20 protein-coding genes are annotated in these 24,459 nt (G+C 41.0%); 9 read left to right on the forward strand and 11 right to left on the reverse strand.

The window, feature by feature from the left end; all coding sequences use genetic code 11:
* The first annotated feature begins 9 nt into the window (after nt 1–9).
* Both EHV08_RS04125 and EHV08_RS04130 read left to right on the forward strand, forming a co-directional pair.
* Nucleotides 10–618, forward strand: a complete 609-nt coding sequence (locus EHV08_RS04125; RefSeq protein ID WP_126678206.1) for a LolA-like putative outer membrane lipoprotein chaperone — start codon at nt 10–12, stop codon at nt 616–618.
* Between the two features lie 17 nt (nt 619–635).
* Complete coding sequence (locus tag EHV08_RS04130) at nt 636–2,129, forward strand: DUF5687 family protein (protein WP_262707380.1); 1,494 nt, start codon at nt 636–638, stop codon at nt 2,127–2,129.
* Between the two features lie 190 nt (nt 2,130–2,319).
* On the opposite strand, the gene EHV08_RS04135 is transcribed toward EHV08_RS04130, so the two are convergent.
* From EHV08_RS04135 to EHV08_RS04155, 5 genes are all read right to left on the reverse strand, one after another.
* A complete protein-coding gene (locus EHV08_RS04135) occupies nt 2,320–3,417 on the reverse strand; it encodes a GDP-L-fucose synthase family protein (RefSeq protein ID WP_126678208.1) in 1,098 nt (365 codons plus the stop codon).
* 12 nt (nt 3,418–3,429) lie between these two features.
* Nucleotides 3,430–4,515, reverse strand: a complete 1,086-nt coding sequence (gmd, locus tag EHV08_RS04140) for a GDP-mannose 4,6-dehydratase (protein ID WP_126678209.1) — start codon at nt 4,513–4,515, stop codon at nt 3,430–3,432.
* 15 nt (nt 4,516–4,530) lie between these two features.
* Nucleotides 4,531–5,589, reverse strand: coding sequence for a mannose-1-phosphate guanylyltransferase (locus EHV08_RS04145; RefSeq protein ID WP_126678210.1), 1,059 nt, complete (start codon nt 5,587–5,589; stop codon nt 4,531–4,533).
* Between the two features lie 13 nt (nt 5,590–5,602).
* Complete coding sequence (locus tag EHV08_RS04150) at nt 5,603–6,589, reverse strand: HNH endonuclease signature motif containing protein (RefSeq protein ID WP_126678211.1); 987 nt, start codon at nt 6,587–6,589, stop codon at nt 5,603–5,605.
* A 111-nt stretch (nt 6,590–6,700) separates the two neighbouring features.
* Nucleotides 6,701–9,004: a transglycosylase domain-containing protein gene (locus EHV08_RS04155; RefSeq protein WP_126678212.1), complete on the reverse strand. Its 2,304-nt coding sequence runs from the start codon at nt 9,002–9,004 to the stop codon at nt 6,701–6,703.
* Nucleotides 9,005–9,123: 119 nt separating this feature from the next.
* Between EHV08_RS04155 and pyrB the strand changes: the two genes are divergently transcribed.
* Both pyrB and pyrI read left to right on the forward strand, forming a co-directional pair.
* Complete coding sequence (gene pyrB, locus EHV08_RS04160) at nt 9,124–10,071, forward strand: aspartate carbamoyltransferase (protein WP_126678213.1); 948 nt, start codon at nt 9,124–9,126, stop codon at nt 10,069–10,071.
* Nucleotides 10,072–10,091: 20 nt separating this feature from the next.
* Nucleotides 10,092–10,550, forward strand: coding sequence for an aspartate carbamoyltransferase regulatory subunit (pyrI, locus tag EHV08_RS04165; protein WP_126678214.1), 459 nt, complete (start codon nt 10,092–10,094; stop codon nt 10,548–10,550).
* A gap of 8 nt (nt 10,551–10,558) precedes the next feature.
* On the opposite strand, the gene EHV08_RS11855 is transcribed toward pyrI, so the two are convergent.
* The 6 genes from EHV08_RS11855 to EHV08_RS04195 form a co-directional block, all read right to left on the reverse strand.
* Nucleotides 10,559–11,812 (reverse strand): transglycosylase SLT domain-containing protein, encoded by a 1,254-nt coding sequence (locus tag EHV08_RS11855; protein ID WP_126678215.1) that lies wholly within the window; start codon nt 11,810–11,812, stop codon nt 10,559–10,561.
* 311 nt (nt 11,813–12,123) lie between these two features.
* A complete protein-coding gene (locus tag EHV08_RS04175; RefSeq protein WP_126678216.1) occupies nt 12,124–13,755 on the reverse strand; it encodes a dipeptidase in 1,632 nt (543 codons plus the stop codon).
* 69 nt (nt 13,756–13,824) lie between these two features.
* The gene (locus EHV08_RS04180; RefSeq protein ID WP_126678217.1) at nt 13,825–15,447 is read right to left on the reverse strand and encodes a M23 family metallopeptidase; all 1,623 of its coding nucleotides are present in this window, start codon (nt 15,445–15,447) and stop codon (nt 13,825–13,827) included.
* The gene (gene nadC / locus EHV08_RS04185; RefSeq protein WP_126678218.1) at nt 15,441–16,289 is read right to left on the reverse strand and encodes a carboxylating nicotinate-nucleotide diphosphorylase; all 849 of its coding nucleotides are present in this window, start codon (nt 16,287–16,289) and stop codon (nt 15,441–15,443) included. Before nadC ends, EHV08_RS04180 begins: the two co-directional genes overlap by 7 nt.
* A 95-nt stretch (nt 16,290–16,384) precedes the next feature.
* Nucleotides 16,385–16,879 carry an outer membrane beta-barrel protein gene (locus tag EHV08_RS04190; RefSeq protein WP_126678219.1) on the reverse strand — a complete coding sequence of 165 codons (495 nt, stop codon included), beginning with the start codon at nt 16,877–16,879 and terminating at the stop codon, nt 16,385–16,387.
* Nucleotides 16,880–16,909: 30 nt separating this feature from the next.
* Nucleotides 16,910–18,388, reverse strand: a complete 1,479-nt coding sequence (locus EHV08_RS04195; RefSeq protein WP_126678220.1) for a carbon starvation CstA family protein — start codon at nt 18,386–18,388, stop codon at nt 16,910–16,912.
* A 105-nt stretch (nt 18,389–18,493) separates the two neighbouring features.
* On the opposite strand from EHV08_RS04195, the gene EHV08_RS04200 reads away from it, so the two are divergent.
* From EHV08_RS04200 to EHV08_RS04220, 5 genes are all read left to right on the forward strand, one after another.
* On the forward strand, nt 18,494–20,173 hold the full coding sequence (locus tag EHV08_RS04200) for a family 10 glycosylhydrolase (RefSeq protein ID WP_126678221.1): 1,680 nt from the start codon (nt 18,494–18,496) through the stop codon (nt 20,171–20,173).
* Between the two features lie 30 nt (nt 20,174–20,203).
* The gene (locus EHV08_RS04205; protein WP_203227050.1) at nt 20,204–20,962 is read left to right on the forward strand and encodes an RNA methyltransferase; all 759 of its coding nucleotides are present in this window, start codon (nt 20,204–20,206) and stop codon (nt 20,960–20,962) included.
* Between the two features lie 99 nt (nt 20,963–21,061).
* On the forward strand, nt 21,062–22,792 hold the full coding sequence (lysS, locus tag EHV08_RS04210) for a lysine--tRNA ligase (RefSeq protein WP_126678223.1): 1,731 nt from the start codon (nt 21,062–21,064) through the stop codon (nt 22,790–22,792).
* Nucleotides 22,793–22,924: 132 nt separating this feature from the next.
* Entirely contained in the window at nt 22,925–23,920 is a 996-nt protein-coding gene (locus EHV08_RS04215; RefSeq protein WP_126678224.1) for an NAD(P)H-dependent glycerol-3-phosphate dehydrogenase, read from the forward strand.
* 178 nt (nt 23,921–24,098) lie between these two features.
* Entirely contained in the window at nt 24,099–24,458 is a 360-nt protein-coding gene (locus EHV08_RS04220) for a YraN family protein (protein ID WP_126678225.1), read from the forward strand.
* Nucleotide 24,459: the final 1 nt, after the last annotated feature.

Consider the following 24,459-nt stretch of genomic DNA (forward strand, 5'->3'; position numbering starts at 1 on the left):
GAAAAGATTATGAAAAAGAGTCTTCTTATAATTGCATTATTGGCTATTGCCATCACAATTTCTTTCGCGCAGAACGCAACTCAGGCACGTAAAGTTCTTGATAAAACAGCCGGCATAATAGGTAGAAAAGGAGGAGCAACGGCAAATTTCACTATAAGTGGCAAATATGGTAATGCAAATGGTACCATTGCCATAAAAGGCAATAAATTCCGTGCAAATACTTCCGATGCTATCGTATGGTTTGACGGGAAAACAGAATGGACATACATAAAGAAAAACGAGGAGGTAAATGTCAGCAATCCCACAGAGGCGCAACAGCAATCTATGAATCCATATAAGTTCATTACAATCTACAAGAATGGATTCAATCTAAGTATGACAACATCGGCTTCAGAATACAAGGTACATCTTGTTTCACAAAACCAAGGACGCACAATAAAAGAAATGTATATCACTATAGATAAACGTACGAATCTCCCCAAACAGGTAAAGATGCGACAAGCCAACGGCTGGACAACAATAAACATAAGTAATTTCAAGGCAGAAAATCAGACTGACGCTTCTTTCAGATTCAACGCAAAGGATTTTCCAAAAGCAGAAGTAATTGATTTAAGATAAAATAAAAAGAAACAAAAATGAACCGTTTACAGATTTACCGCTTACTATATCAACATAAAAAGTTAAGAAGCAGGCGTAGCCCGATATTCGAACAAAATATGGTGGCAAAGGTATTTGTCGGAATTGGTTCTGCTTTCACGGTACTCTATCTTGTTTTATTCGCAATAATTCTTTCGATGGTAGCGAACGAAAGTTCGTGGATTGAGGGATATGAACTGATGTTCGCAACACTCCCTTTTATTCTTGCCGCAGACTTCTTGTTTCGTTTCATGGCGCAACAGACTCCCACACAGTTAATACACCCCTACTTGCTTCTTCCGATGCCTAAAGATACATGTGTAGAATCTTTTATCATCTTTTCGGTTCTGAGTTGGGGAAATCTTATGTGGCTCGCTCTATTTTTGCCATTCTCAATAATGAGCGTACTGTTTCAAGTAGGCTTACTACAGACATTATCGTTCCTGATAGCATTGCAGTTGTTCATTCTCATGAACAGTCTTTGGTATATTCTTTGCCGAACACTGATAAACAGCAGTTTGTTATGGTGGGTTGTTCCGGCTTCTGTTTATGCGTTGATATTTCTACCCTGGATATTGAATGACTTTGGTTATTTCTGTGAGTTCTATGCTCATGGCGGCGACTTTTTTACATACGCCAACCCTTTGGCATATCTATGCTTGTTCAGTGTACTGATATTTTTATTCATTGTCAATATAAAAGTACAGGGGTACTATATATATAAGGAGGTTACAGGACAAGGAGCAAAACAACTAAAAAGCGTTTCCAGATTCAATTTCTTGAACCGATTCGGTGAGACCGGGGAATACTTGAAACTTGAAGTAAAGAGTATTATGAGAAATAAGAATGTGAGAAATTCTTTCATAATGGGTATGGCTATCACATGTATGCTAAGCCTTATCATGTCATATACAGACCTTTACAGTGACTCTTTCTCCACAAAGTTCTGGATTGTATATGTGTTTGTACTTTACGGTGCAATAACACTTATAAAGGTTATGAGTTACGAGGGAAATTACATAGATGGACTTATGGTGCACAAGGAGAACATTCTGGTGCTTCTACGTGCAAAATATTATTTCTATTTATCATTACTTACCCTTCCTATGTTACTTATGCTGCCTACTGTTTTTACAGGTAAATACACATTGTTGCAACTGACAGCAATTGCCTTCTTCACTGCCGGGCCTGAGTTTTGCATACTAATGCAAATGGCAGTATACAACCGTCAGCCTACCCCACTTAACACAAAGATGATAAGCAAGGGCAGTATGGAAACAAATTGGCTTCAAGTTGTTTTTGAATTTGTAGTGATGTTTGTTCCTGTTATAATCATCAGTCTGCTTTCAATATTTTTCAGCGATACCGTTACTTATATAATACTTCTTTCAACAGGACTGTTATTTGTTGTATTCCATGAATTGTGGCTACGTAACATATATAAACGTTTCATGGCGAGACGTTATATGAATATGGAATCTTTCAGAGCATAGACTTATACTTTCCACTGAGCAGAATACATAAGGCAAGGAAAGAATCTCTTTTAAGAAACATACGGCAGTATTATATAAATACTTGCAATAACCAAATTAGGCGAAATTGGAAAACAAATTGGGCGAATTTACTTTTCAATTTCGCCCAATTTGAAAAGCAATTTCGCCCAAATTACACAATGATTGTTTGTCAAGTCAAATGATTTATACAAATGCCTTGCTTGTACCATTCGTACATACGATGTATACCTTCATCTATTTCAACCTTATGATGCCAACCGAGATTGTGCAATTTAGTAACATCGGTAAGTTTACGAGGTGTTCCATCAGGTTTAGTTGCATCCCATTTCAGTTCTCCATTAAAGCCAATTTCAAGCATAATCTTTTCGGCAACTTCACGTATGGAGACTTCCTTACCTGTACCAACATTTATATGACAGTTGCGAATTTCCTCTTGTCCGGCCTTGTATGTGTCCTTGAAATCAACATTTAGAAGAACATGTACACTCGCGTCTGCCATTTCTTCACTCCATAGGAATTCTCGCATAGGAGAACCTGTACCCCACAAAGTAACACTATCAGGACGGATACCAAACTTATCAAGTTTCTCAAGTATCTCCTTATCGCTGTTGGAGCCGTTGATACCTTCTATCGGACGTAAGTTAATATCCTTACGCACTGATGCCCAATCACCTTCGTTCAAGCACTTGGCAAGATGCACTTTGCGTATCATTGCCGGAAGCACATGACTATTCTCAAGATGGAAGTTGTCATTCGGACCGTAAAGATTTGTCGGCATCACGGCGATGTAGTTACAGCCATATTGAATACTGAAACTCTCACACATCTTAAGACCGGCAATCTTTGCTATTGCATATGGTTCGTTTGTATATTCCAACTCGCTCGTGAGTAGTGCATCTTCTTTCATCGGTTGTTGTGCCATGCGTGGATATATACACGTAGAGCCTAAAAACAAAAGTTTCTTTACGCCATGCCTAAAACTCTCTCCTATCACGTTCTGCTGTATCTGTAGATTACGATATATGAAATCTGCACGATATTGCAGGTTTGCCATTATACCGCCAACATGTGCTGCTGCAAGTACTACGGCATCAGGGTTTTCTTCATCGAAGAACGAACGTACAGCAACAGGGTCGAGCAGGTCGAGTTCTTTATGTGACTTTCCCACAAGATTATTGTAACCACGCCCTTTCAGGTTGTTCCATATTGCCGAGCCAACAAGTCCATTGTGACCTGCAACATATATTTTAGAATCTTTTCCCAGCATTTCTATTATTGTTTATTCTTCGACTTGAGCCTTGAGATACAGTTTCTTCACAAATTTCATATCGTGTTCTACCATGATTCTGACAAGTTCCTCAAATGATGTCTTTCGTGGATTCCAACCTAATGTATCCTTGGCTTTCTGTGGATTTCCGAGCAATTGATCTACTTCTGCCGGTCGGAAATATTTCGGATCTACCTCAATAATCGTCTTGCCGGTTTTCTTATCAATACCTTTTTCGTCAACACCTTCTCCTTGCCATTCAAGTTCTATGCCTACATGGTGGAATGCAAGCGTTGCAAACTCCCTAACAGTGTGGTATTCACCTGTGGCAATTACGAAGTCTTCCGGTTCCGGTTGCTGCAAGATAAGCCACATACACTCAACATAGTCTTTGGCATATCCCCAGTCGCGCAGCGAGTTAAGATTACCAAGATAAAGTTTGTCCTGCATCCCTTGCACTATACGCGAAGCTGCAAGTGTTATCTTTCTGGTAACGAAATTCTCTCCACGTCTCTCACTCTCATGATTGAAAAGAATACCATTGCAGCAATACATATTGTATGACTCACGATAGTTTTTAATAATCCAAAAGCCATAAAGTTTTGCGACTGCGTATGGACTACGTGGATAGAACGGAGTTGTTTCTGACTGAGGAACTTCCTGAACTTTTCCATAAAGTTCCGATGTAGATGCCTGATAGATTTTGCAACTATGTTCCAATCCGCAGATACGCACTGCCTCAAGCAAACGCAGCGTACCAATAGCATCTGTATCAGCAGTATATTCCGGAACATCAAAACTTACTTTCACGTGACTTTGTGCTGCAAGATTGTAAATCTCATCAGGACGTGTCTCACCGATGATACGTATAAGCGATGAAGAGTCGGTCATGTCTGCCCAATGAAGATTGACAAGACGTCTTTTCTTCATGTCACGCACCCACTCATCAAGATACAGATGCTCTATTCTTCCTGTATTGAATGAACTGCTTCTACGCAATAATCCATGAACCTCATATCCTTTATCTATCAAGAACTCTGCCAAGTATGAACCATCCTGCCCTGTAATACCTGTAATAAGTGCAACTTTCTTTTCCATGTTTTATTTGTTTCTTTATGATTTAAAATCTTTTATTCTCTGTTCTTCCGACAACTTGCATATCAGCAATTTCCCATCTTGTTCTGCCACAATATATCCGTCAAGCCCTTGTATTACGACCTTCTTATTCTGTAAAGTGTGGACTATACAGTTTTTTGTTTCATACAATTGCACATTCTCTCCAATTACGCTATTACCATATAAGTCGCGCTTTGTCTGCATGAGCAAAGCCCCCCATGTTCCAAGATCGCTCCAGCCAAAGTCAGAGGGGCACACAAATATTTCCTCTACTTTCTCCATTATTGCATAGTCAACAGATATGTTCTGGCACTCAGGATAGCGTTTGTCTATTATTTCCTGCTCCTTGTCAGTACCAAAAACATCTTGCATGCCCTCAAATATCTTGCTTAAAGTAGGCTGGAATATTCTGAATGCATTAACAATAGTTGTTACATTCCATATAAATATACCTGCATTCCAGAAATAACTTTTATCTTTGATATATTCTTTTGCTATTGACAAATCAGGTTTTTCCTTGAAACTATCTACTCTGAAAATTTCCTTGTTGCGAACACTGCTCTGCGATAGGTCTGCCTGTATGTAGCCATACCCTGTTTCAGGGCGCGTCGGTTTCATTCCAAGAGTAACGATGGCATCGTTATCCTCTGTGAAATTCAAGCAATGTTTTATTACTCTTCTGAATTCTTCTACATTTGTAACTACATGATCACTTGGTGTTACAACAATATTAGCCTTAGGGTCTTGGCTCTTTATACGCCAACTTACGTATGCGATACATGGAGCGGTATTTCTTCTACATGGCTCACAAAGCACATGGTTTGAAGGAATACCCGGCAACTGTTCCTTTACCATGTCGGCATATCTGCCATTAGTAACGACCCAGATATTTTCTGCATCAACAACTCCAGAGAAACGATCCATTGTAAGTTGAAGTAATGACCGTCCTACTCCAAGCACATCAATAAATTGTTTTGGACACTCATCGGTGCTCATAGGCCAGAATCTGCTGCCTATTCCACCTGCCATAATAACAAGATGATTCTTCTTAGACATGGTAGTATGTTTTTTATTTTATGAAAATCTTCTTACCGTTCTTTATATAAATGCCATGTGTAGGGTTCTCAACCTTACGCCCTTGCAAGTCATATATAAATGTATTTGGCTTCTGCTCATCTGTTTCAACATGAACAATCGGAGTAGCAGAATTGTAATTATCGTAAGAGAAAGACAAATTCATCTTTTCACCCCAAATATATTCTTCAAGTCCGGGATAGTCGATAAACGGATTTCTATTTTGCTGAATGGCATAAACGGCTTCGTTCCTTGCAATCTCTTTAGGACTTACCGGGTCGTTCTTTGCCCATTCTATGAGCATATTCATTTGCCAATCCTTGTATGGTTTGTAAGAATCCTGAGCAAGAATAGCACCTCCGTCTTTGGTCCATCCTGCTATCTCGTTTTCGTATCGTGTGGCCATGTAGAAGTAATTGCGTGCCATATCACCTTTATATTCATCATTCGGCTCGAACACAATACCTGAATATCCGGTGGTAGTGCAACGACCAAGTTTACTATATTCATTTTTGCTCGAATATTTTTCACCATTGTTCGCTCCAAAAGGATAATTGCTCCTCTTGTTATTTACATAGCTATCAGAAGGCATGATATGGAAAAGATCTGTAAACATAGGAAAAACCTTTCCTCCAAACCAACTTTTCGGGAAAGTATGCTCTCTGTTATAGTTATCCCCTTCTTTACTATAGTTTCCGGCTTGATCTACTCCGTATGTATAATCTGTGGCATTACTGTATATGTCATATATTTTATTACCTCCCGGTTTGGTATCTGTTGTACGGAATGCAGTCCATAAAGCACTATATGATTGCTGATTATAGTTTCTTCCAATTATGCCACAAAGAGCCGTCTTCAAAGAACGTCCTTTTTTCCCATCGGCATCCTTATAATATTTGCCTGTATTGTTGGGGCCTTGTGCATATACACTTATAAAATTAAATATGGCAAAAAAAGCCAATAAGTAAATCTTTAAATTCATTCTATTTTATTATTTTAATTAAATTTTGGGTAGATGTGCAAAGGTAGTAATTTTATTTTAAACTTACAAATATTTATGCTTTACATCTTTATTTACAAATATATGCTGCACTTATTCGTATACTTCTTCTATTCCATTCATGCCCATATCCTCTGAACCACAAGGGTCAAATCCTTCAGGAATATCAAACTTGTCAGTCTCATTATAACCGAGAGTTTTATCGGCAAAAACCTTCTTCATGAAATATGCCCATATAGGCAATGCCATACTTGCACCCTGGCCAATACCACCTGAGTCGAAATGAATGTCACGGTCTTCACCGCCTACCCAGCCTCCGCATACAAGCCGAGGTGTGAATCCGATGAACCAGCCATCAGAGTTATCATTGGTTGTACCGGTCTTACCTCCCATTTCACACTTGATGTTATATCTGTTACGCATGCGTGCACCTGTTCCATGATCGACAACAGCCTTGAGCATATCAATCATACGGTAGGAATTTTCATCACTTATTACCTCTTTCATCTGTGGTTGGAAAGTAGCAATAACGTCACCATTACTGTCTTCTATTTTTGTTACGAACATCGCCGCAGAACGTATTCCATGATTTGCAAACGCCGTATAGGCACATACCATCTCTCTGACACTCGCCTCGTATGCACCGAGACAAAGAGCAAGGGAGGGCTGAATGCCAGGAGTGCATACACCAAACTTGTTAAGCATATCCATATAAACTATGCCACACTGCCTGTAATCATTTGGAACAAGGCGACTCATGAGGTATGCAGAAACAAGGTTATTTGAGTTTTGCAAGCCCCATTTCAATGTCACCATTCCGCGAGCACTACCTCTTGGTGACCAGTTTCCATAATTATGATGAACGCAGGGAACAATATTGCAAGGAGTATATCCATGCTCCAACGATAGCGCATATAGATATGGCTTTGCCGTAGAACCAACCTGACGACGGCCGAGAGTAACCATGTCGTACTTGAAATGATTGAAATCTATTCCTCCTACGTATGCTTTCACTGCTCCTGTGTGCGAATCAACGCACATAAAACCGGCACGCAAGAAACGTTTGTAATATCTTATGGAATCCATAGGTGTCATCAACGTATCTACAACTCCATGATATGTGAACACACTCATCTCTACAGGAGTGTTGAAATCCTTTTTTATCTCCTCGTCTGACGCACCGGCTTTCTTCAACATTCTGTAACGGTCGGTCTGTTTCATGGAACGTTCATAGATACGTTTCACTTTGTCGGAAGATGCCGTAGAACTATATGGTGCATTCTTTTTATATTTTATTTCCGAATTGAATGCAGGCTGCAAAGTCTTTGAAAGATGTTCTCTCATTGCTTCTTCAGCATATTTCTGCATTTTAGTATTTATGGTCGTGTGTATTTTCAAGCCATCGGTATAAACATTATATGGTTCACCGTTTTTCTTGAAATTCTTATTACACCAGCCATAAAGTGGGTCTGTTTCCCAATATAACGAGTCAATGGAATACTGATTCCTGTTCCACGACGGATAATCTTTCAAATCAGGCTTCTTGGCCATCATGTACTGACGAAGGAACTCACGGAAGTAAGGAGCTTCCCCATCCTTATGACTTGTACGATGGAAATCAAGTTTCAATTCTTCTGCACAAGCCTCTTCATATTGCGAACGCGTTATGTAAGCCGTCTTCAACATTTGTCCAAGCACCACATCACGCCTTTCCTTACATCTTTCAGGATGTCTTACGGGATTAAAATAAGACGGATTCTTGCATAATCCTATGAGTGTTGCCGACTCTGCAAGCGAAAGTTTGTTAGGTTCCTTATTGAAATAAGTATTTGCCGCACGCTTAATTCCCACTGCGCTATGCAGAAAGTCGAAATAGTTGAGATACATTGCGATTATCTCTTCTTTGGTAAAATTGCGCTCAAGTTTTATGGCAATCACCCACTCTATCGGCTTTTGAATCAATCGTTCTACTGAATTATGTGCCGCCTCGCTATATAACTGTTTCGCCAACTGCTGTGTTATCGTAGAACCACCGCCCGCACTTGCCTGCCTAAACAGTCCGCGCTTAATGACAGCACGTCCCAATGCAATGAAATCGATGCCCGAATGTTCATAGAAACGTTCATCTTCTGTAGATACCAAAGCATGCACAAGGTCGGGAGAAAGTTCGTTATACTCCACCATGATTCTGTTCTCACGGTTGATATTCCAAGTACCAATAATCTTTCCCTCATCAGAATAAATTTGCGATGCATATCTGCTTATGGGGTTCTGTAAGTCTTCCATATCCGGCATATAACCAATCAGCCCAAACCATATAGCAAAGAAGCCAAGCACAGTACAGCCAAATACTGAAAGCAGAATGAACCAGAGCGATATTACAAATTTCTTTCTCATCAATAATGTTATTTTTCTGTTATCGAACGCAAAAATACAACATTTCTTTTAATTTATCATCAAGAAATAAAAAATAATGCGTAACTTCGCGGAAAAATCTATAAACAACATTCTTCCCAATGAAAAAAAGTAATTTTGTCACCATTGCCGACCTGTCAAAGGAAAAAATCATGTACATGATTGAGATGGCACAGCAATTTGAGAAACATCCAAATCGCGAACTCCTAAAAGGCAAGATCGTAGCAACTTTGTTCTTCGAACCTTCAACAAGAACAAGGTTGAGTTTTGAAACGGCAGCCAACAGGCTTGGCGCAAGAGTGATTGGATTTGCCGACCCCAAAATTACCAGTGGGACAAAGGGCGAAATGTTGAAAGACACTATATTGATGGTAAGCAACTATGCCGATGTAATTGCAATGCGCCACTACATAGAGGGTGCAGCACAATACGCCTGCGAAATTGCTCCAATACCGATTATAAACGCAGGAGACGGAGCACACCAACACCCATCACAGTGTATGCTCGACTTATATACAATATACCAGACACAGGGAACGCTCGAAAACCTAAATATTTTTCTTGTGGGTGACTTGAAGTACGGACGCACAGTACATTCGCTGATAATGGCAATGCGTCATTTCAATCCTACATTCCACTTTATCGCACCGGAAGAACTTGCCATGCCTAACGAATATAAGTTATATTGCAAAGAGAACGGCATAAAATTCGTAGAACATACAGATTTCAACGAGGAGATAATAGCTGATGCGGATATTATATACATGACAAGAGTGCAGAAAGAAAGATTCAGTGACCTGATGGAATATGAAAGGGTAAAGAACGTTTATATTTTGAAAGCCGATATGCTGACAGGTGTAAAGCCCAATATGAAGATACTCCACCCATTGCCGCGTGTTAACGAAATTGCATACGATGTGGACGAAACTCCATACGCATACTACATACAGCAGGCACGCAACGGTCTGTATGCCAGAGAGGCAATAATATGCGATGTTTTAGGCATCACTCTTGAAGAAGTTAAGGCAGACAAGACAATAATCGAATAAACAAGAATAATCACAGCGATATGCAGAACAAGAAAGAAAGATTGGTTGCCGCGATAGAGAACGGCACAGTTATCGACCATATACCTGCAGAGAAAACATTCATGGTGGCAAACCTTTTGGGATTGCTCGAACTGCAAACCATCGTGACAATAGGCAATAACTACGCCTCTAACAAATTAGGAAGAAAGGGTATCATTAAAGTTGAGAACAAGTTTTTTACCAACGAAGAAATATCCCGACTGTCTGTTGTTGCACCAAATGTCGTTTTAAGCATAATAAAAGACTACGAAGTAGTTGAGAAAAAAACAGTTGAGACCCCCGATGAACTACGCGGCATCGTGAAATGCAACAATCCAAAGTGTATCACAAACAATGAACCCATGCGAACTGTGTTCCATGTCGTAGATAAATCAAATGGCGTATTAAAATGCCACTACTGTGACGTGGAACAGGAGATTGACAAAGTGGAAGTTGTATAATTTCTGACTTATTTGAAACGATGAGGCCTTGTGGCCTTACGATGTCGGTCTGACGAAACACCCAAAGTGGGAACTCTGCCGCCAGTATATTGTGCATAACGCTGGCGTATGGCACGTACATAACCCACCGTCTCACTGCTTCTCACATATCCATGACGCACAGCCGGATTATTGTAATACTCCGGTTGGCTCAATAACAACAGATACCGCTCAACATCACTCCAACGATCACCGCTTTTACCATCCTTTCGAGCCAATGCCTGAGCGTCAGAAACGTGTCCGGAACCACAATTATATGCAGCAAGCATAAAGCACAAACGTTCCTCAAAAGGATTGATGTTAGAATATAACGATGACAGAGAAGACATAAGTTTGGCTGCAGCACAAACATTTGTTTCCGGATCGAATATCTTGTCGCGAGGCACACCGAGCGATGTTGCAGTCTGGGGCATGAGTTGCATAAGTCCGCATGCACCGGCCCAAGAACGTGCCATCGGGGCAAAACCAGACTCTTGATGGCACTGTGCCGCAAGCAATTCCCAATCGCACCGCGCCACCGAAGCATACTTCTTGAAAAGATTATCCCAAGGCGAGATAGCACCGGGAGGCGTTGGCGGAGTATCTACATGGGCAAATGAGGGCAAATCAGAATTGCCGCCATAGCGACTCGCACGTCTGCCGGTATTACCACCGGAGTTACGTGACTCTCCACCCCACATTCCGAATGGAGATGACAAACGATCGGTATTTCGCAATGCGATGTCACCCTTTGCCTGTAAACCCTTTCCTTCTTTAGAGTACCAACGGTCAAGAGCATCGGCAAGTTCCGTGCATTGTGGGGCAACAGCCCATTGATGATGCCCATCAACTCCCATTGCTCCACAAAAACGAAGTTCGTCAGCATCATCATTTAATATCGGTGTTATTATAACATCAGCATCCCCACCAAGCAACATTCTCCGCAACTCCAATGAGTCACGACACAACTGTACACGTAGAGTTACTCCAAGTTCTGCGGCAAACTTCTCACATAAAAGATAATGCAGTCCAAGTCTTTCACCTCGATATTCGTAATATGTATCAGGTCCTGAAAGCGTCGCGGCTATTATTTCTCCGTTAGAAATAATATCACTTAACGACAATGTTATACTGTCGTTTGCTTCCGTGCCCCACGGTGGCAAATCGTTTCGTGACGACTGAGTGCTACAGGAAGCGAGCAAAATTGATATTATAAGGAATATATATAAACCGTTCGTTTTCATTATCGCTGCAAAATTACAACATTTCTTGCAAACATCAACAGAAAATGTCATTGTTTATGACAACGATACTGATAAAAGGCTAAACGGAAATATGGAGATAAAAAGAACGCAAGCCTAATGAATAAGACAAATAATATATGCCATTCATTGGCTAATATCTACTCGATACAAAATATTTCTATTTGTAATTTGGGCGAAATTGCTTTTCAATTTGGGCGAATTTACTTTCCAATTTCGCCCAATTTGGTTTGCAATTTCGCCCAAATTGGTTATTACAAAAAGTAATACTAATCGTTTATATTATTGAAACCTTATGGCTGAACATATCTGTCACCGGTCTCTTTTATAAGTTTCCTTGCATATTTTTCAGGGAAACCGGTGCGCTTAACCCTTGCGCCGAGACCTTCGGGTGTGACTTCAAATTTTCCGTTAACTTCCGGTCTTACTGCCATGTCGTTATACTTAACAATCAGATAGAATGCCAGTTGCTGCCATCTTTCAAGCATCTGCTGTGCTTTCTCGTTACTGTAATTGTTAAGGAACTTTTTCGCTTCTGCCGGATTTTCTTTATACATTTGCAATGCACGCTCCTCTATCGCCTTTTGGTTGGCGAAGTATGAGTTCTCAAGAGAGTCGCGTACTGCTTTCAATGACGGGAACATCTGTGAATAACGAGGATACACCATGTTGCTTACCCAGTTACAAACCCAGAAAGCATTATCCATTGAGAATGTAACATCATTGGCACCCGGAGTATTATAACATTTTGGTTGCACGGTATTTCCGCAATAAATCGGGGTGTATGCAATCATGTTTCCATCGTCATTTCCCCACCACATGCAACCGCCAATCTCTCTCGGAAGCCATGAACGCATCTGACTAACATAACTAAATCCGGTCTGCTGGGTACTTGTAGGACGTTCGTTGAAGCATTTCTTTCCGTCAACCTCGAAAGATAACGGTGTCGGACGGTAAGGCATATCCCATATACCGCCTCCCATGTCATTATCAAGTGCGAACGGAGTTCCCTCATAGTGGTCACGCATACACTCTTCTATATCCTGTACGCTAACCTTGCGGTTCGGGATAATCCACAGCGGCATCGGTTCTGCATTTGGCACTTTTCCCATTGCATAATCGAGATACGGTGTCATATCGGCAAAGTGGTTGAAGAAACTCCACACACGTGCCTCGCAATAACGACGGCCGCCGAAGTCTGGTGCGCCATAAGCAGCATTGAAAGAGAAGTCTGCATCTTTTCCTGAGAAGAATCCCATTTCACGTGCAAACTTGATTACATCCTTTGAATAGATTACATTTTTCTTGTCCTTCTGATCAAAAGTGGTAATACGACTTTGGTTGGCATGTGCACATATAGCATTGTCAGGTATTCTTATAGCAACCCATACCGCTCCTTTTTTTTCCGGACCTTTACCAACCATTTCCATTATCCAAGCCTCGTTCGGGTCGCAAATAGTGAATGTTTCACCACCGGAGTTATAGCCATACTCTTCAACAAGCGATGTCATTATGCTTATTGCCTCGCGTGCTGTTTTGCAACGTTGCAGAGTAATATAAATCAGTGAACCATAGTCGAGTATGCCGGAAGGATTAACAAGTTCTTCACGTCCGCCGAATGTGGTTTCTCCGATAGTAACCTGCCACTCGTTTATATTGCCAATCACGTTATATGTTTCGGCTGCTTCTGCAATCTCTCCATGGTATTTGTTGTTGTCCCAGTCATAAACTTTGCGCATTTCACCCTTTTGATGTTTACCTGCGGAGAAATGGCACAGTCCTTGGAACATTCCGTAATCGTCGGCATTATATGTACAAATGACAGAACCATCCGTACTTGCCGCCTTGCCAACAATAAAATTTGTGCAAGCCATAGATATGCTTGCGCTGCATAATGCAGCCAGTAAGAAAAAAGTTTTCTTCATAACATTAGAATTTTAAATTATATAATATAAAAATTACGTTCTTTATTTTAATAGGTATGATAATTCAGGTCAGTATTCAATTTTCCACTCTCCTTTTACCTTATTATTGCAATTATCCGTTGCATAGACAGTGAGAGTTCTTGCCGTTCCATTACGTTTTATCGGTGTGGTTTTAAGATTACAAACCTTACCCGTAGATTTTGGAACATCTTCAAACAGCACGAATTTACCATCAATATAAGCCTTGAACGATGCTATTCCACTCTTTCCATCGGCAACATTCAATCGCAGATGCTCACTTGTTGACACTTCAAGCGTCACTTCCGGCGGCGTATCATCGTATGCCACTTCATAACCAAGCCCGAGGTCGCGCAAACGTCCATATACCCAACCGCCTTTATATTTACCTTCAAGAAATCGGTCATACGTGTCATGGCAGACGATATAAAGTTTTTCGGGGTGCTCCACGCCGGACAATACTTTCAAACCAATCTCACCCCAGTCGAGAATCGGTGTCTGACGGTCGCAGAACGAATATGCCATTGATATGCCATAATGGCTTGCCGCCTCTTGCGGAGTTATGCCAATGTCTTTTGCAAGCAGTCCTTTTTTCAGTTTCAACATCACATTATCAAGCGTGAAAGAGTTGTCACTATTCCATTTAAATATGTATGTTCCGACCGGTTTACGCGGTTCAATGTTCTGTCGTTTGCCATTCACCACAAAGCGATATTCGTTTTTATTACCGAAATAGTCACTTATTATATATGTAATATGGTAGGGTCGCTCTTCATTAAACGTCACTATTCCACGTCTCTCATCAGTGTATATTATCGGAAGATTATTACCGGGATCGGTGAATGATTTCAAGAACCAAGTGCGGTTTTCCATATAATAATCAAAGTCTCCCCACGAATTAACCATGCGGTGGAACATTTCCGGAATGCGGTTTACATCGCTGATAAAGACCGTATCACCATCAACAATAAGTGCAGAGTGTCTGATTCCAAGACGATTCCAACTGCCTTCCATACGATCTTCGGCATGAAAGGCAAAGCCTACCCTGCCCCATGCCGTCATCTTTGGATTGTTATCGGACAGGCTGAAACGTTGTTTATGCTGTTTGTCGCAAAACACGCCCTCGCCTTCTATCGGCATTGCCATTATTGCATCTGCTGTTGGTGCAGTGGCATCTTTCACATATTTGCCAATGAAATCAAGCGGATCAAGTACATCCCATGTACGAGTGTCGTGAACCTCAAGGTGCAGATGCGGAGCAACACTTGCTCCGGTATTCCCACTTACGGCAATCAATTGTCCCTCGGCAACAGGAAAATCTGTCGGCTTGAATTCCACATCGGCAACATATTGCTCGTGCCCATATTGCCACTTTCTGACCATTGCCGCAATCTGTGGCGTAAAACGCTGCAAATGACAATAGACACTGGTATAACCATTGGGATGTCTCACATAGAGAGCATTACCAAAGCCGTACATGCCAACCGTTGCACGGCAGACATATCCGTCGGCAATCGAGAATATCGGCTTGCCCTCTACCTGTCCTGTCTTTACATCACAGCCGGCATGAAAATGATTCGGACGAGGCTCGCCGAAGTTTCCTGCCAATAACACTTCATGATGAACGGGAGGAGAAAATGTCAATACTGCACTAAGCAATAACGTTGTCAGCATGCTTTAAAACTCATATCAAGCCCCTTGACCGAGTGTGTGAGCGCGCCAACAGAAACGTAATCGACACCGCATTCGGCATAACTACGTATAGTATCGAATGTGATTCCGCCACTTGACTCTGTCTCATACTTTCCGGCAATCATCTCCACCGCTTTTCGAGTGTCCTCAACACTGAAATTATCAAGCATAATACGGTCAACGCCGCCACACTCAATTACCTGTCGTATCTCATCAAAAGAACGCACCTCAATTTCTATTTTCAGGTTGAGTCCTTTCTCTTTCAGATATTCATGACAGCGACTAATGGCATTGTTGATACCACCTGAGAAATCAACATGATTGTCTTTTAACAGAATCATATCGAAAAGACCTATTCGGTGATTCACTCCTCCACCTATTTTTACTGCCTGCTTCTCAAGCATACGCATTCCGGGTGTAGTCTTGCGAGTGTCAAGTACATGTGTTTTAGTGCCTTTAAGAAGTTCAACATAACGGTTAGTCATAGTTGCTATACCGCTCATTCTCTGCATTATATTAAGCATGAGACGTTCTGTCTGAAGCAAAGATCGTATCTTTCCTGTCACAATCATTGCCACATCACCTTTCTTTACTTTAGAGCCATCGCCCATCTTCACATCTACTTGCATAGACGAATCGAATTTGGCGAATACTCTTTTTGCCACTTCCACGCCGGCAAGTATTCCATCTTCCTTGATAATCAGTCTGCTCTTTCCTATCGCATCTTCCGGAATACAACAAAGAGTTGTGTGGTCGCCATCACCAATATCCTCTGCAAAAGAGAGGTCGATAAGTCTGTCTTCTAAATCTTCTACCGATAACATAATATATAAATGCTATAATGAATATGTATTCTCGTCAATCGTTCGTACAAGTCTCATTGACAAGACATTTTCAAAAACGAAAACAAGAAAGCATTTTAATCTTTGAACAAATATACTCCTATACCAAGACGTGCACCGAACTTGCTGTAATCAGAGTGTTTTTGGAATGACTGGTCGTAATATATAGACGGTTCTATTGTCACCGTGCGGTTTACAAAAAACGCGTAGCCGACTTCTATCCCTGGCATAATGTCATTGTGATTATGGTTGGCATGCAACAATTTTGCATTTGCTCCGAAATAAAGTCCGTTCTGAAGTATATAGTAACGACCACCAACACCTACGATAAAATCTGTTGGCGCATTTTCTCTACCTGAATATTCAAATGCCGCATTTGCTTTTAAGAGAATGTTGTCCATAACAAAATATCCTCCTTGTGCCTCCAAACCGAGGTGAAGTTTGTCCAGACCACTATAACTGAGATCAAGTCCGGTGAGTGATGCACCTACGTAAATCTTTCCCTGTTCAAACTGTGCATTGGCCGTAATAGACATTGCCAAAGCGATAATAAACATTGCAATTTTCTTCATGTTTTTTTCTTTTAATTTAATAATTATCCTCTATCTAACACCTTTATTCTTCGTTTTCCATATAAAAAACCATACAAACGATAATACCATTATTGCGCCGGCAATGCCGTAGCCAATTTCCATCGGAATACCGAAACCATTCTTCGATACCAAAATAAATGTGATGCAGACCACTGTCATGAATACGGCCGGTATGAGAGTGACAATATATGGCTTCTTCTCGTGGACAAGATAAACGGTTATTGCCCACAAAGTGAATACAGACAATGTCTGATTGCTCCAACCGAAATACTGCCAAATAGTATTGAAACCATCAGGATTTTCTATCTGCCAGAAAAGAAAAGCGATTGATGCGGCAAATATAGGTATCGCTACTACAAGTCGCTTTATCATGGAACGTTGCTTGATATGTAGAAACTCCGCTATTATCAAACGAGCGCTTCTGAATGCTGTGTCACCACTGGTTATGGGCGCTGCCACTACACCAAGTAACGCAAGTACGCCACCTAACGCTCCAAGCCAACTATTACACACCAGTTTCACCACCGTAGGAGCATCAAAGAACTGTATCAAAGTCTTACCACTCTGCTCATATTGGATAAGCAAATCGGCAGGAGCAACTTCCTTCCATCCATCATAGAAAAAGAAATAAGAAGAGACGGTTGCCCATATCAAAGCAACCACACCCTCTGTTATCATTGCACCATAGAATACCGGACGCCCCATTTTCTCACTCTTCAAACAACGTGACATAAGTGGACTCTGTGTCGCGTGGAAACCACTGATTGCACCACATGCAATCGTTATAAACAACGCAGGGAATATCGAATTAGTCATTCCGAACTTTTCTGCACCGAGATTATCCAATCCGTCCCATAATTCCGGTAGTTGGGGATGTTTTATAAACAACCCAATCATAAGCGCAGCTGCCATAAAAAGGAGCGAAAATGCGAACAATGGATATATCTTACCTATTATCTTGTCTATCGGAAGTAGTGTCGCTATGATATAATAAATGAAAATAACGAAAATCCATAAGATGCGGTTTGCCCAAATATCTCCGAGTATTATGGCCGGGCTATATACAAACACCACTCCTACCATGACAAGCAGAAAGACACAGAAAACAAGCATAACCTGCTTCACCTTGTTACCAAGGAAGTGTCCGATAAGTCCGGGAAGACCGCAGCCATCATAGCGCATAGATAGCATACCGGAAAAATAATCGTGAGTTGCACCGGCAAATATACATCCAAATACAATCCAAAGATAGGCAGAAGGTCCGAACCACATGCCCATAATTGCACCGAAAATAGGTCCTGTTCCGGCAATATTAAGGAATTGTATCATGAAAACTTTCCATGATGGTAGCACCAAATAGTCAACTCCATCGTTTATCCTTACGGCTGGGGTTTCTCGATTATCGGGTTTGAATATTTTCTCCACAACTTTACCGTAGATAAAATAACCCAATACAAGTACAACAAGGCTAACAATAAATGTTACCATATCACCTTTACATATCCTTAATTTATCAAAAACTGAGTGCAAAGATACTATTTTTTATCAAACATGCAAAAGAATGCCGAAAATATCGTTAACTTTGCAAACGATATGAAAAAGAAAATTATTATTTTATCAATCGCCGCAATGATTTCATTGGTTGCGGGTGCTCAGCATGAAACAAACATCAATTACGGAGAGAGTCCTAAGAGAGAAGTTCGTGCTGTATGGCTGACAACAGTGAAAAGTCTTGACTGGCCGGAAACCAAGGCCAACTCTCCTGAAAGCATCAAACGGCAGCAAAAAGAACTGACAGATATTCTCGATAAACTTCAGAAAGCAGGTGTTAACCTTGTGTTGATGCAATCAAGAGTAAGAGCATCTACAATCTACCATAGCGACATAGAACCGTGGGATCAGAACATAACAGGCACACCCGGAAAGTATCCCGGCTACGACCCTTTACAGTTCGCAATAGAACAATGTCATGTGCGTGGAATGCAGATACACTCATGGATTGTCACACTTCCCATTGGACCGTGGAATTCTTATGCTGCACAACAACTTAGAAAGAACCGTCCGAACATATTACGCAAGATAGGAACAGACGGTTATATTGATCCGGAAAATCCGGAAACTGCTCCATATATAGCAAGTATATGCGCAGAAATAGTAAGAAAATATGATGTCGATGGAATACATCTTGACTACATAAGATACCCGGATGCATGGAAAATGCCTGCCAACAGAGCAAAATGTCGAGAAAACATAACAAGAATAGTTGAGGCAATAAATGATGCAGTAAAGCGTGAGAAACCGTGGGTTATGCTGAGTTGTTCGCCCGTTGGCAAGCACGATGATCTGAGAAGATTCAGCAGCAGAGGTTGGAATGCCCGTACAGCTGTAGCACAAGATGCGCAACAATGGTTGAAAGACGGCTTGATGGATGCAGAATTCCCAATGATTTATTTCAAGGGAGACAATTTCTATCCTTTTGCTCTTGACTGGAAAGAAAAATCATACGGCAGGATAATGGCACCTGGACTTGGAATATATTTCATGCATCCGTCTGAAGGTCGATGGAATTTAATAGATGTTCAACGCCAAATGAACTACCTAAGACAAATAGGAATAGGTCATACATATTTCAGAAGTCGCTTCTTCACAGAAAACACAAAAGGGCTTTATGACTTTACAATCAATGAATTCGACCGCTTTTCCGCCATTGTCCCTGCAATGTCATGGCTTAACAAAATGCCTCCCACCGCTCCGTCAAATCTTAGAATTACCGATATGGAGGGCAAGCAAATACTTACATGGGACGAAGCAAGGAGCAGAAATGAAAGTCCCAATGTCACTTACAACATCTATGCCTCTCAAGAGAAAACAGTGGATGTAAACGATGCGAGAAACCTTATTGCTCAACTCGTAAGCGGAACTTCATTAACCATTGATACGCAACGGCCGTTCAACTATGCCGTTTGTGCAATAGACAGATTTGGCAATGAGAGCGAACCGGCAAGGGTTGGTCAAACCAAACCGAAGCCGCAGACCCCACATTTGATATTCAATGATGATTATCGCGTACAACTCCCACCACGTCCAAACACTCTTGATGCAGAATATATAGTATTCAAATCATTGTCAGGTGTACCAATTGCCACACGCGCTTATAGCGAAGACATGATTGACATCAGAACGCTTCCGGATGGGTTCTACTCTCTTCACTCGCTTGGTAAGAAAGGGAAAACTCATCGCTTGGGATGGATAAAGAAAGAAACGAAAAAATAATCGTCCAAATTACATTTTCAATCAGAATAAGTGTTAAGCAAAAATCTCATAAAATATATACACTCTCTTGAGATGAAAAAGTTCAGAACAAGGGAAGGAGTATTTGTTGCAGAAGGTCCTAAAGTTGTTGAAGACTTAATGGAAGTAATGCGTCCTAAAAGGCTGATAGCCACAAACGAATGGATTAACAATAAGCAAACAGGTGGAATAGAGATTGATATAGTAACCGAAGAGGAACTCGCAAGGTTAAGTTTTTTGCAACACCCGCAACAAGTGTTGGCAGTATTCCCTATTCTCTCAAACAATCAATCGGAAGATTACACAAAAGAGTTAAAAGGAAAACTGACACTCGCTCTTGACTCAGTTCAAGACCCAGGAAACCTCGGTACGATAATACGCATCGCTGACTGGTTCGGCATTGAAACAATCATCTGTAGTCACGAGACTGCCGATGTGTATAATCCAAAAGTAGTACAGGCAACAATGGGTAGTATCGCTCGCGTGAAGGTTATTTACACCGACTTGCAAAAAACACTGAAGCATCTTTCCGAAAGCCTACCCATATATGGCACTTTTCTTAATGGAGATAATATATACAAAAGCAATCTTTCCAATGATGGAATCATTGTAATGGGCAACGAGGGGCGAGGAATATCCAAGGAAGTGGCCAAGGTGATAACGAACAGAATACTGATACCAAACTATCCGGAAGGACGTAAGTGTGCGGATTCGCTGAATGTTGCCATAGCCACGGCTATCACATGCGCCGAATTTCGTAAAAGAGTATAGTATATGTCTATTAAAAAATACTTAAAATACACGCTATCTCAGAAATAATTACTATCTTTGCACGAAATATAAAAGAGGAAATCAATAAATAAAAATCACATGAACGTTTTAGAACTGAGCGAACAGGAAATAGGAAGACGACAGAGTCTTCAGGAACTTCGAGAAATGGGTATCGACCCATACCCCGCAGCAGAGTATCCTACGAATGCTTTCAGTACAGATATAAAGAATGAGTTCAACGACGAAGACGAACCACGCGAGGTATGTATTGCCGGACGAATGATGGGTAGTCGAGTTATGGGAAAGGCTTCTTTTGCTGAGATACAAGACTCGAAAGGAAGAATTCAGGTATATATCACGCGTGATGACATCTGTCCCGGCGAGAACAAAGATCTATATAATAAGGTATTCAAGAAACTTCTTGACATCGGTGACTTTATCGGAATAAAGGGTTTTGTATTCCGTACACAGATGGGAGAAATCTCCATTCATGCAAAAGAACTGACGTTACTCAGCAAGAGTCTTAAGCCGCTGCCTATCGTGAAATACAAAGACGGTGTGGCATACGACAAGTTTGATGACCCTGAACTACGCTATCGCCAACGTTATGTTGACCTCGTTGTCAACGAAGGAGTGAAAGAAACATTCCTACACCGTGCCACTGTAATGAGAACATTAAGACAAGTGCTCGATGACAACGGATACACCGAAGTGGAAACACCTACCCTACAGACCATTGCAGGAGGAGCATCTGCACGTCCGTTCATAACACACTTCAATGCACTCAACCAAGATATGTTCATGCGTATCGCAACAGAATTGTATCTGAAACGACTTATCGTTGGCGGTTTTGAAGGTGTCTATGAGATAGGCAAGAACTTTCGCAATGAAGGAATGGACAGAAACCATAACCCGGAGTTCACATGTATGGAACTGTATGTGCAATACAAGGACTACAACTGGATGATGTCCTTTACCGAGAATTTGCTCGAAAAAATTTGTATTGCCGTGAATGGTAAGGCAGAAAGAGAAATTGACGGTAAGATAATTTCGTTCAAGGCTCCTTACAGACGTTTGCCTATACTTGATGCTATCAAGGAGAAGACCGGTTTCGATGTCAACGGAAAGACAGAAGAGGAAATACGCGCATTCTGCAAGGAAAAAGGACTTGATATTGATGACACCATGGGAAAGGGCAAACTCATTGACGAACTTTTTGGAGAATTCTGTGAAGGTACTTACATACAGCCGACTTTCATAACAGATTACCCTGTTGAAATGTCACCGCTAACAAAAATGCATCGCTCAAAACCCGGACTTACGGAACGTTTCGAACTGATGGTTAACGGTAAAGAACTTGCCAATGCCTACTCAGAACTTAACGACCCAATCGACCAAGAAGAACGTTTTGTCGAACAGATGAAACTTGCAGACAAGGGTGATGATGAGGCAATGATAATCGATAAAGACTTTTTGCGCGCACTACAATATGGAATGCCCCCAACCTCAGGAATCGGAATCGGCATTGACCGCCTTGTAATGCTCATGACCGGTAAGACATTCATTCAAGAAGTTCTGTTCTTCCCACAGATGAAACCGGAAAAGACCATACCTCAAAGCAATGAGGCAGAATGGGCAGAAGTTGGTGTTACGGCAGAATGGATACCGGTACTCAGAAAGGCGGGATTCAACCTCGTGACAAATATAAAGGATGAAAAAGCACAAGGTCTGCAACAAAAAATCGGAGACATTGTGAAGAAATACAAACTCGATATGCAAAAGCCATCTGTTGATGAAATACAACAGTGGATTAAAAAAGCAAATATTTGACAACCTGCGATTGACAATTCACGACATACACGACGCGTTAAGTAAATGTATATAGTGAATTGTCAATCAACTGCTAATCCTTCAATCATCAATTTGTCTATTTAAAATCAAGGACTGTTAAATTGGAATACTATGTTTGACTGTGGTAAAATAGCGATAATAGGCGGCGGAAGTTGGGCTACGGCAATAGCAAAGATTGTGGTGGGACATACACACCACATCGGTTGGTATATGCGACGCGACGACCGTATCGAGGACTTCCGCAGACTCGGACATAACCCTGCTTATCTTGTCAGCGTACGTTTCAACATGGACGAGATAGATTTCTCGAGCGACATAAATAAGATTGTGGATAATTATGACACCCTTGTGTTCGTTACTCCTTCACCATATCTTAAAAATCACTTGAAGAAACTCAAGACACGCATTAAAGATAAGTTTGTGATTACTGCAATAAAGGGTATCGTTCCCGATGAGAACCTCGTATGTTCAGAGTATTTCCATCAAGTCTATGATGTCCCTCACGAGAACCTTGCGTGCATCGGCGGTCCCTCGCATGCCGAGGAAGTGGCTCTCGAACGACTGTCATATCTCACTATCGGTTGTGTGAATACAGAAAAGGCAAAGGCATTTGCCGACTTAATAGCAAGCGACTATATAAAGACAAAGACATCTACCGATGTAATAGGTATAGAATATTCATCGGTACTGAAGAATGTATATGCCATTGCCGCAGGTATATGCAGCGGACTGAAATACGGCGACAACTTCCAATCTGTGCTCATGTCGAATGCTGTTCAGGAAATGAACCGATTCATGAATGTCGTTCACCCTATCGAAAGGGCAATAATAGATTCCGTATATATGGGCGACCTGCTTGTCACGGGATATTCCAATTTCTCACGAAACCGCACATTCGGTTCAATGATTGGCAAAGGATATAGCGTAAAGTCGGCACAGATAGAAATGGAAATGATTGCCGAGGGATATTTCGGAACAAAGTGTATGAAGGAAATAAATCGTCACATGCACGTAAACATGCCTATACTTGATGCTGTCTATAACATTCTTTACGAGCGTATCAGTCCGCAGATAGAAATAAAACTTCTAACAGACAGTTTCAGATAGTTTCTGAACGGCATTGCATTTCATGCTCTTTTATAATGCAAATTCGCCCAATTTGCCGACCAATTTCGCCCAAATTGTGATGCAATTTCGCCGATTTTGCTTTGAGAGGAAAACCCTTTTGGATAATAGTATAATCTTTTACCGATAACGTTTCAGTAATTATAATCCAAACAATGGTATGGCAGAACATAACGAACTCGGAAAATGGGGAGAGGAGATTGCATCAAGGTATTTGCAAGAGAAAGGTTATGTAATCATTGAAAGAGACTGGAAATCAGGAAAAAAGGACATAGATATCATTGCCATAGACAATGATGTTTATGTTTTTGTAGAGGTTAAAGCACGACAAAACAGAATGTTTGGCGAGCCGGCAAATGCAGTCAACTATTATAAAATGCAGTACTTGAAGCAGGCTATAAGTAATTACATAAAATATCGTCGTTTAAATAACAATGTGCGTTTTGATATAGTTACGATTGTCGGTCAGATAGGAGAAAGACCGGAAATAGAACACATTAAAGACATATCTATCATTTGAA

This window comes from Prevotella koreensis, assembly GCF_003977605.1.
Taxonomy (GTDB): domain Bacteria; phylum Bacteroidota; class Bacteroidia; order Bacteroidales; family Bacteroidaceae; genus Prevotella; species Prevotella koreensis.

Excerpts from the sequence above, each read along its gene's own strand:
- EHV08_RS04150 (WP_126678211.1), bottom strand. The coding sequence starts at position 6,589 with ATGAATTTAAAGATTTACTTATTGGCTTTTTTTGCCATATTTAATTTT.
- EHV08_RS11855 (WP_126678215.1), bottom strand. The coding sequence starts at position 11,812 with ATGAAAACGAACGGTTTATATATATTCCTTATAATATCAATTTTGCTC.
- gmd (WP_126678209.1), bottom strand. The coding sequence starts at position 4,515 with ATGGAAAAGAAAGTTGCACTTATTACAGGTATTACAGGGCAGGATGGT.
- EHV08_RS04145 (WP_126678210.1), bottom strand. The coding sequence starts at position 5,589 with ATGTCTAAGAAGAATCATCTTGTTATTATGGCAGGTGGAATAGGCAGC.
- EHV08_RS04195 (WP_126678220.1), bottom strand. The coding sequence starts at position 18,388 with ATGGTAACATTTATTGTTAGCCTTGTTGTACTTGTATTGGGTTATTTT.
- EHV08_RS04175 (WP_126678216.1), bottom strand. The coding sequence starts at position 13,755 with ATGAAGAAAACTTTTTTCTTACTGGCTGCATTATGCAGCGCAAGCATA.
- pyrI (WP_126678214.1), top strand. The coding sequence starts at position 10,092 with ATGCAGAACAAGAAAGAAAGATTGGTTGCCGCGATAGAGAACGGCACA.
- EHV08_RS04200 (WP_126678221.1), top strand. The coding sequence starts at position 18,494 with ATGAAAAAGAAAATTATTATTTTATCAATCGCCGCAATGATTTCATTG.
- nadC (WP_126678218.1), bottom strand. The coding sequence starts at position 16,289 with ATGTTATCGGTAGAAGATTTAGAAGACAGACTTATCGACCTCTCTTTT.
- EHV08_RS04135 (WP_126678208.1), bottom strand. The coding sequence starts at position 3,417 with ATGCTGGGAAAAGATTCTAAAATATATGTTGCAGGTCACAATGGACTT.
- pyrB (WP_126678213.1), top strand. The coding sequence starts at position 9,124 with ATGAAAAAAAGTAATTTTGTCACCATTGCCGACCTGTCAAAGGAAAAA.
- EHV08_RS04215 (WP_126678224.1), top strand. The coding sequence starts at position 22,925 with ATGTTTGACTGTGGTAAAATAGCGATAATAGGCGGCGGAAGTTGGGCT.
- EHV08_RS04125 (WP_126678206.1), top strand. The coding sequence starts at position 10 with ATGAAAAAGAGTCTTCTTATAATTGCATTATTGGCTATTGCCATCACA.
- EHV08_RS04130 (WP_262707380.1), top strand. The coding sequence starts at position 636 with ATGAACCGTTTACAGATTTACCGCTTACTATATCAACATAAAAAGTTA.
- lysS (WP_126678223.1), top strand. The coding sequence starts at position 21,062 with ATGAACGTTTTAGAACTGAGCGAACAGGAAATAGGAAGACGACAGAGT.
- EHV08_RS04155 (WP_126678212.1), bottom strand. The coding sequence starts at position 9,004 with ATGAGAAAGAAATTTGTAATATCGCTCTGGTTCATTCTGCTTTCAGTA.
- EHV08_RS04220 (WP_126678225.1), top strand. The coding sequence starts at position 24,099 with ATGGCAGAACATAACGAACTCGGAAAATGGGGAGAGGAGATTGCATCA.
- EHV08_RS04180 (WP_126678217.1), bottom strand. The coding sequence starts at position 15,447 with ATGCTGACAACGTTATTGCTTAGTGCAGTATTGACATTTTCTCCTCCC.
- EHV08_RS04190 (WP_126678219.1), bottom strand. The coding sequence starts at position 16,879 with ATGAAGAAAATTGCAATGTTTATTATCGCTTTGGCAATGTCTATTACG.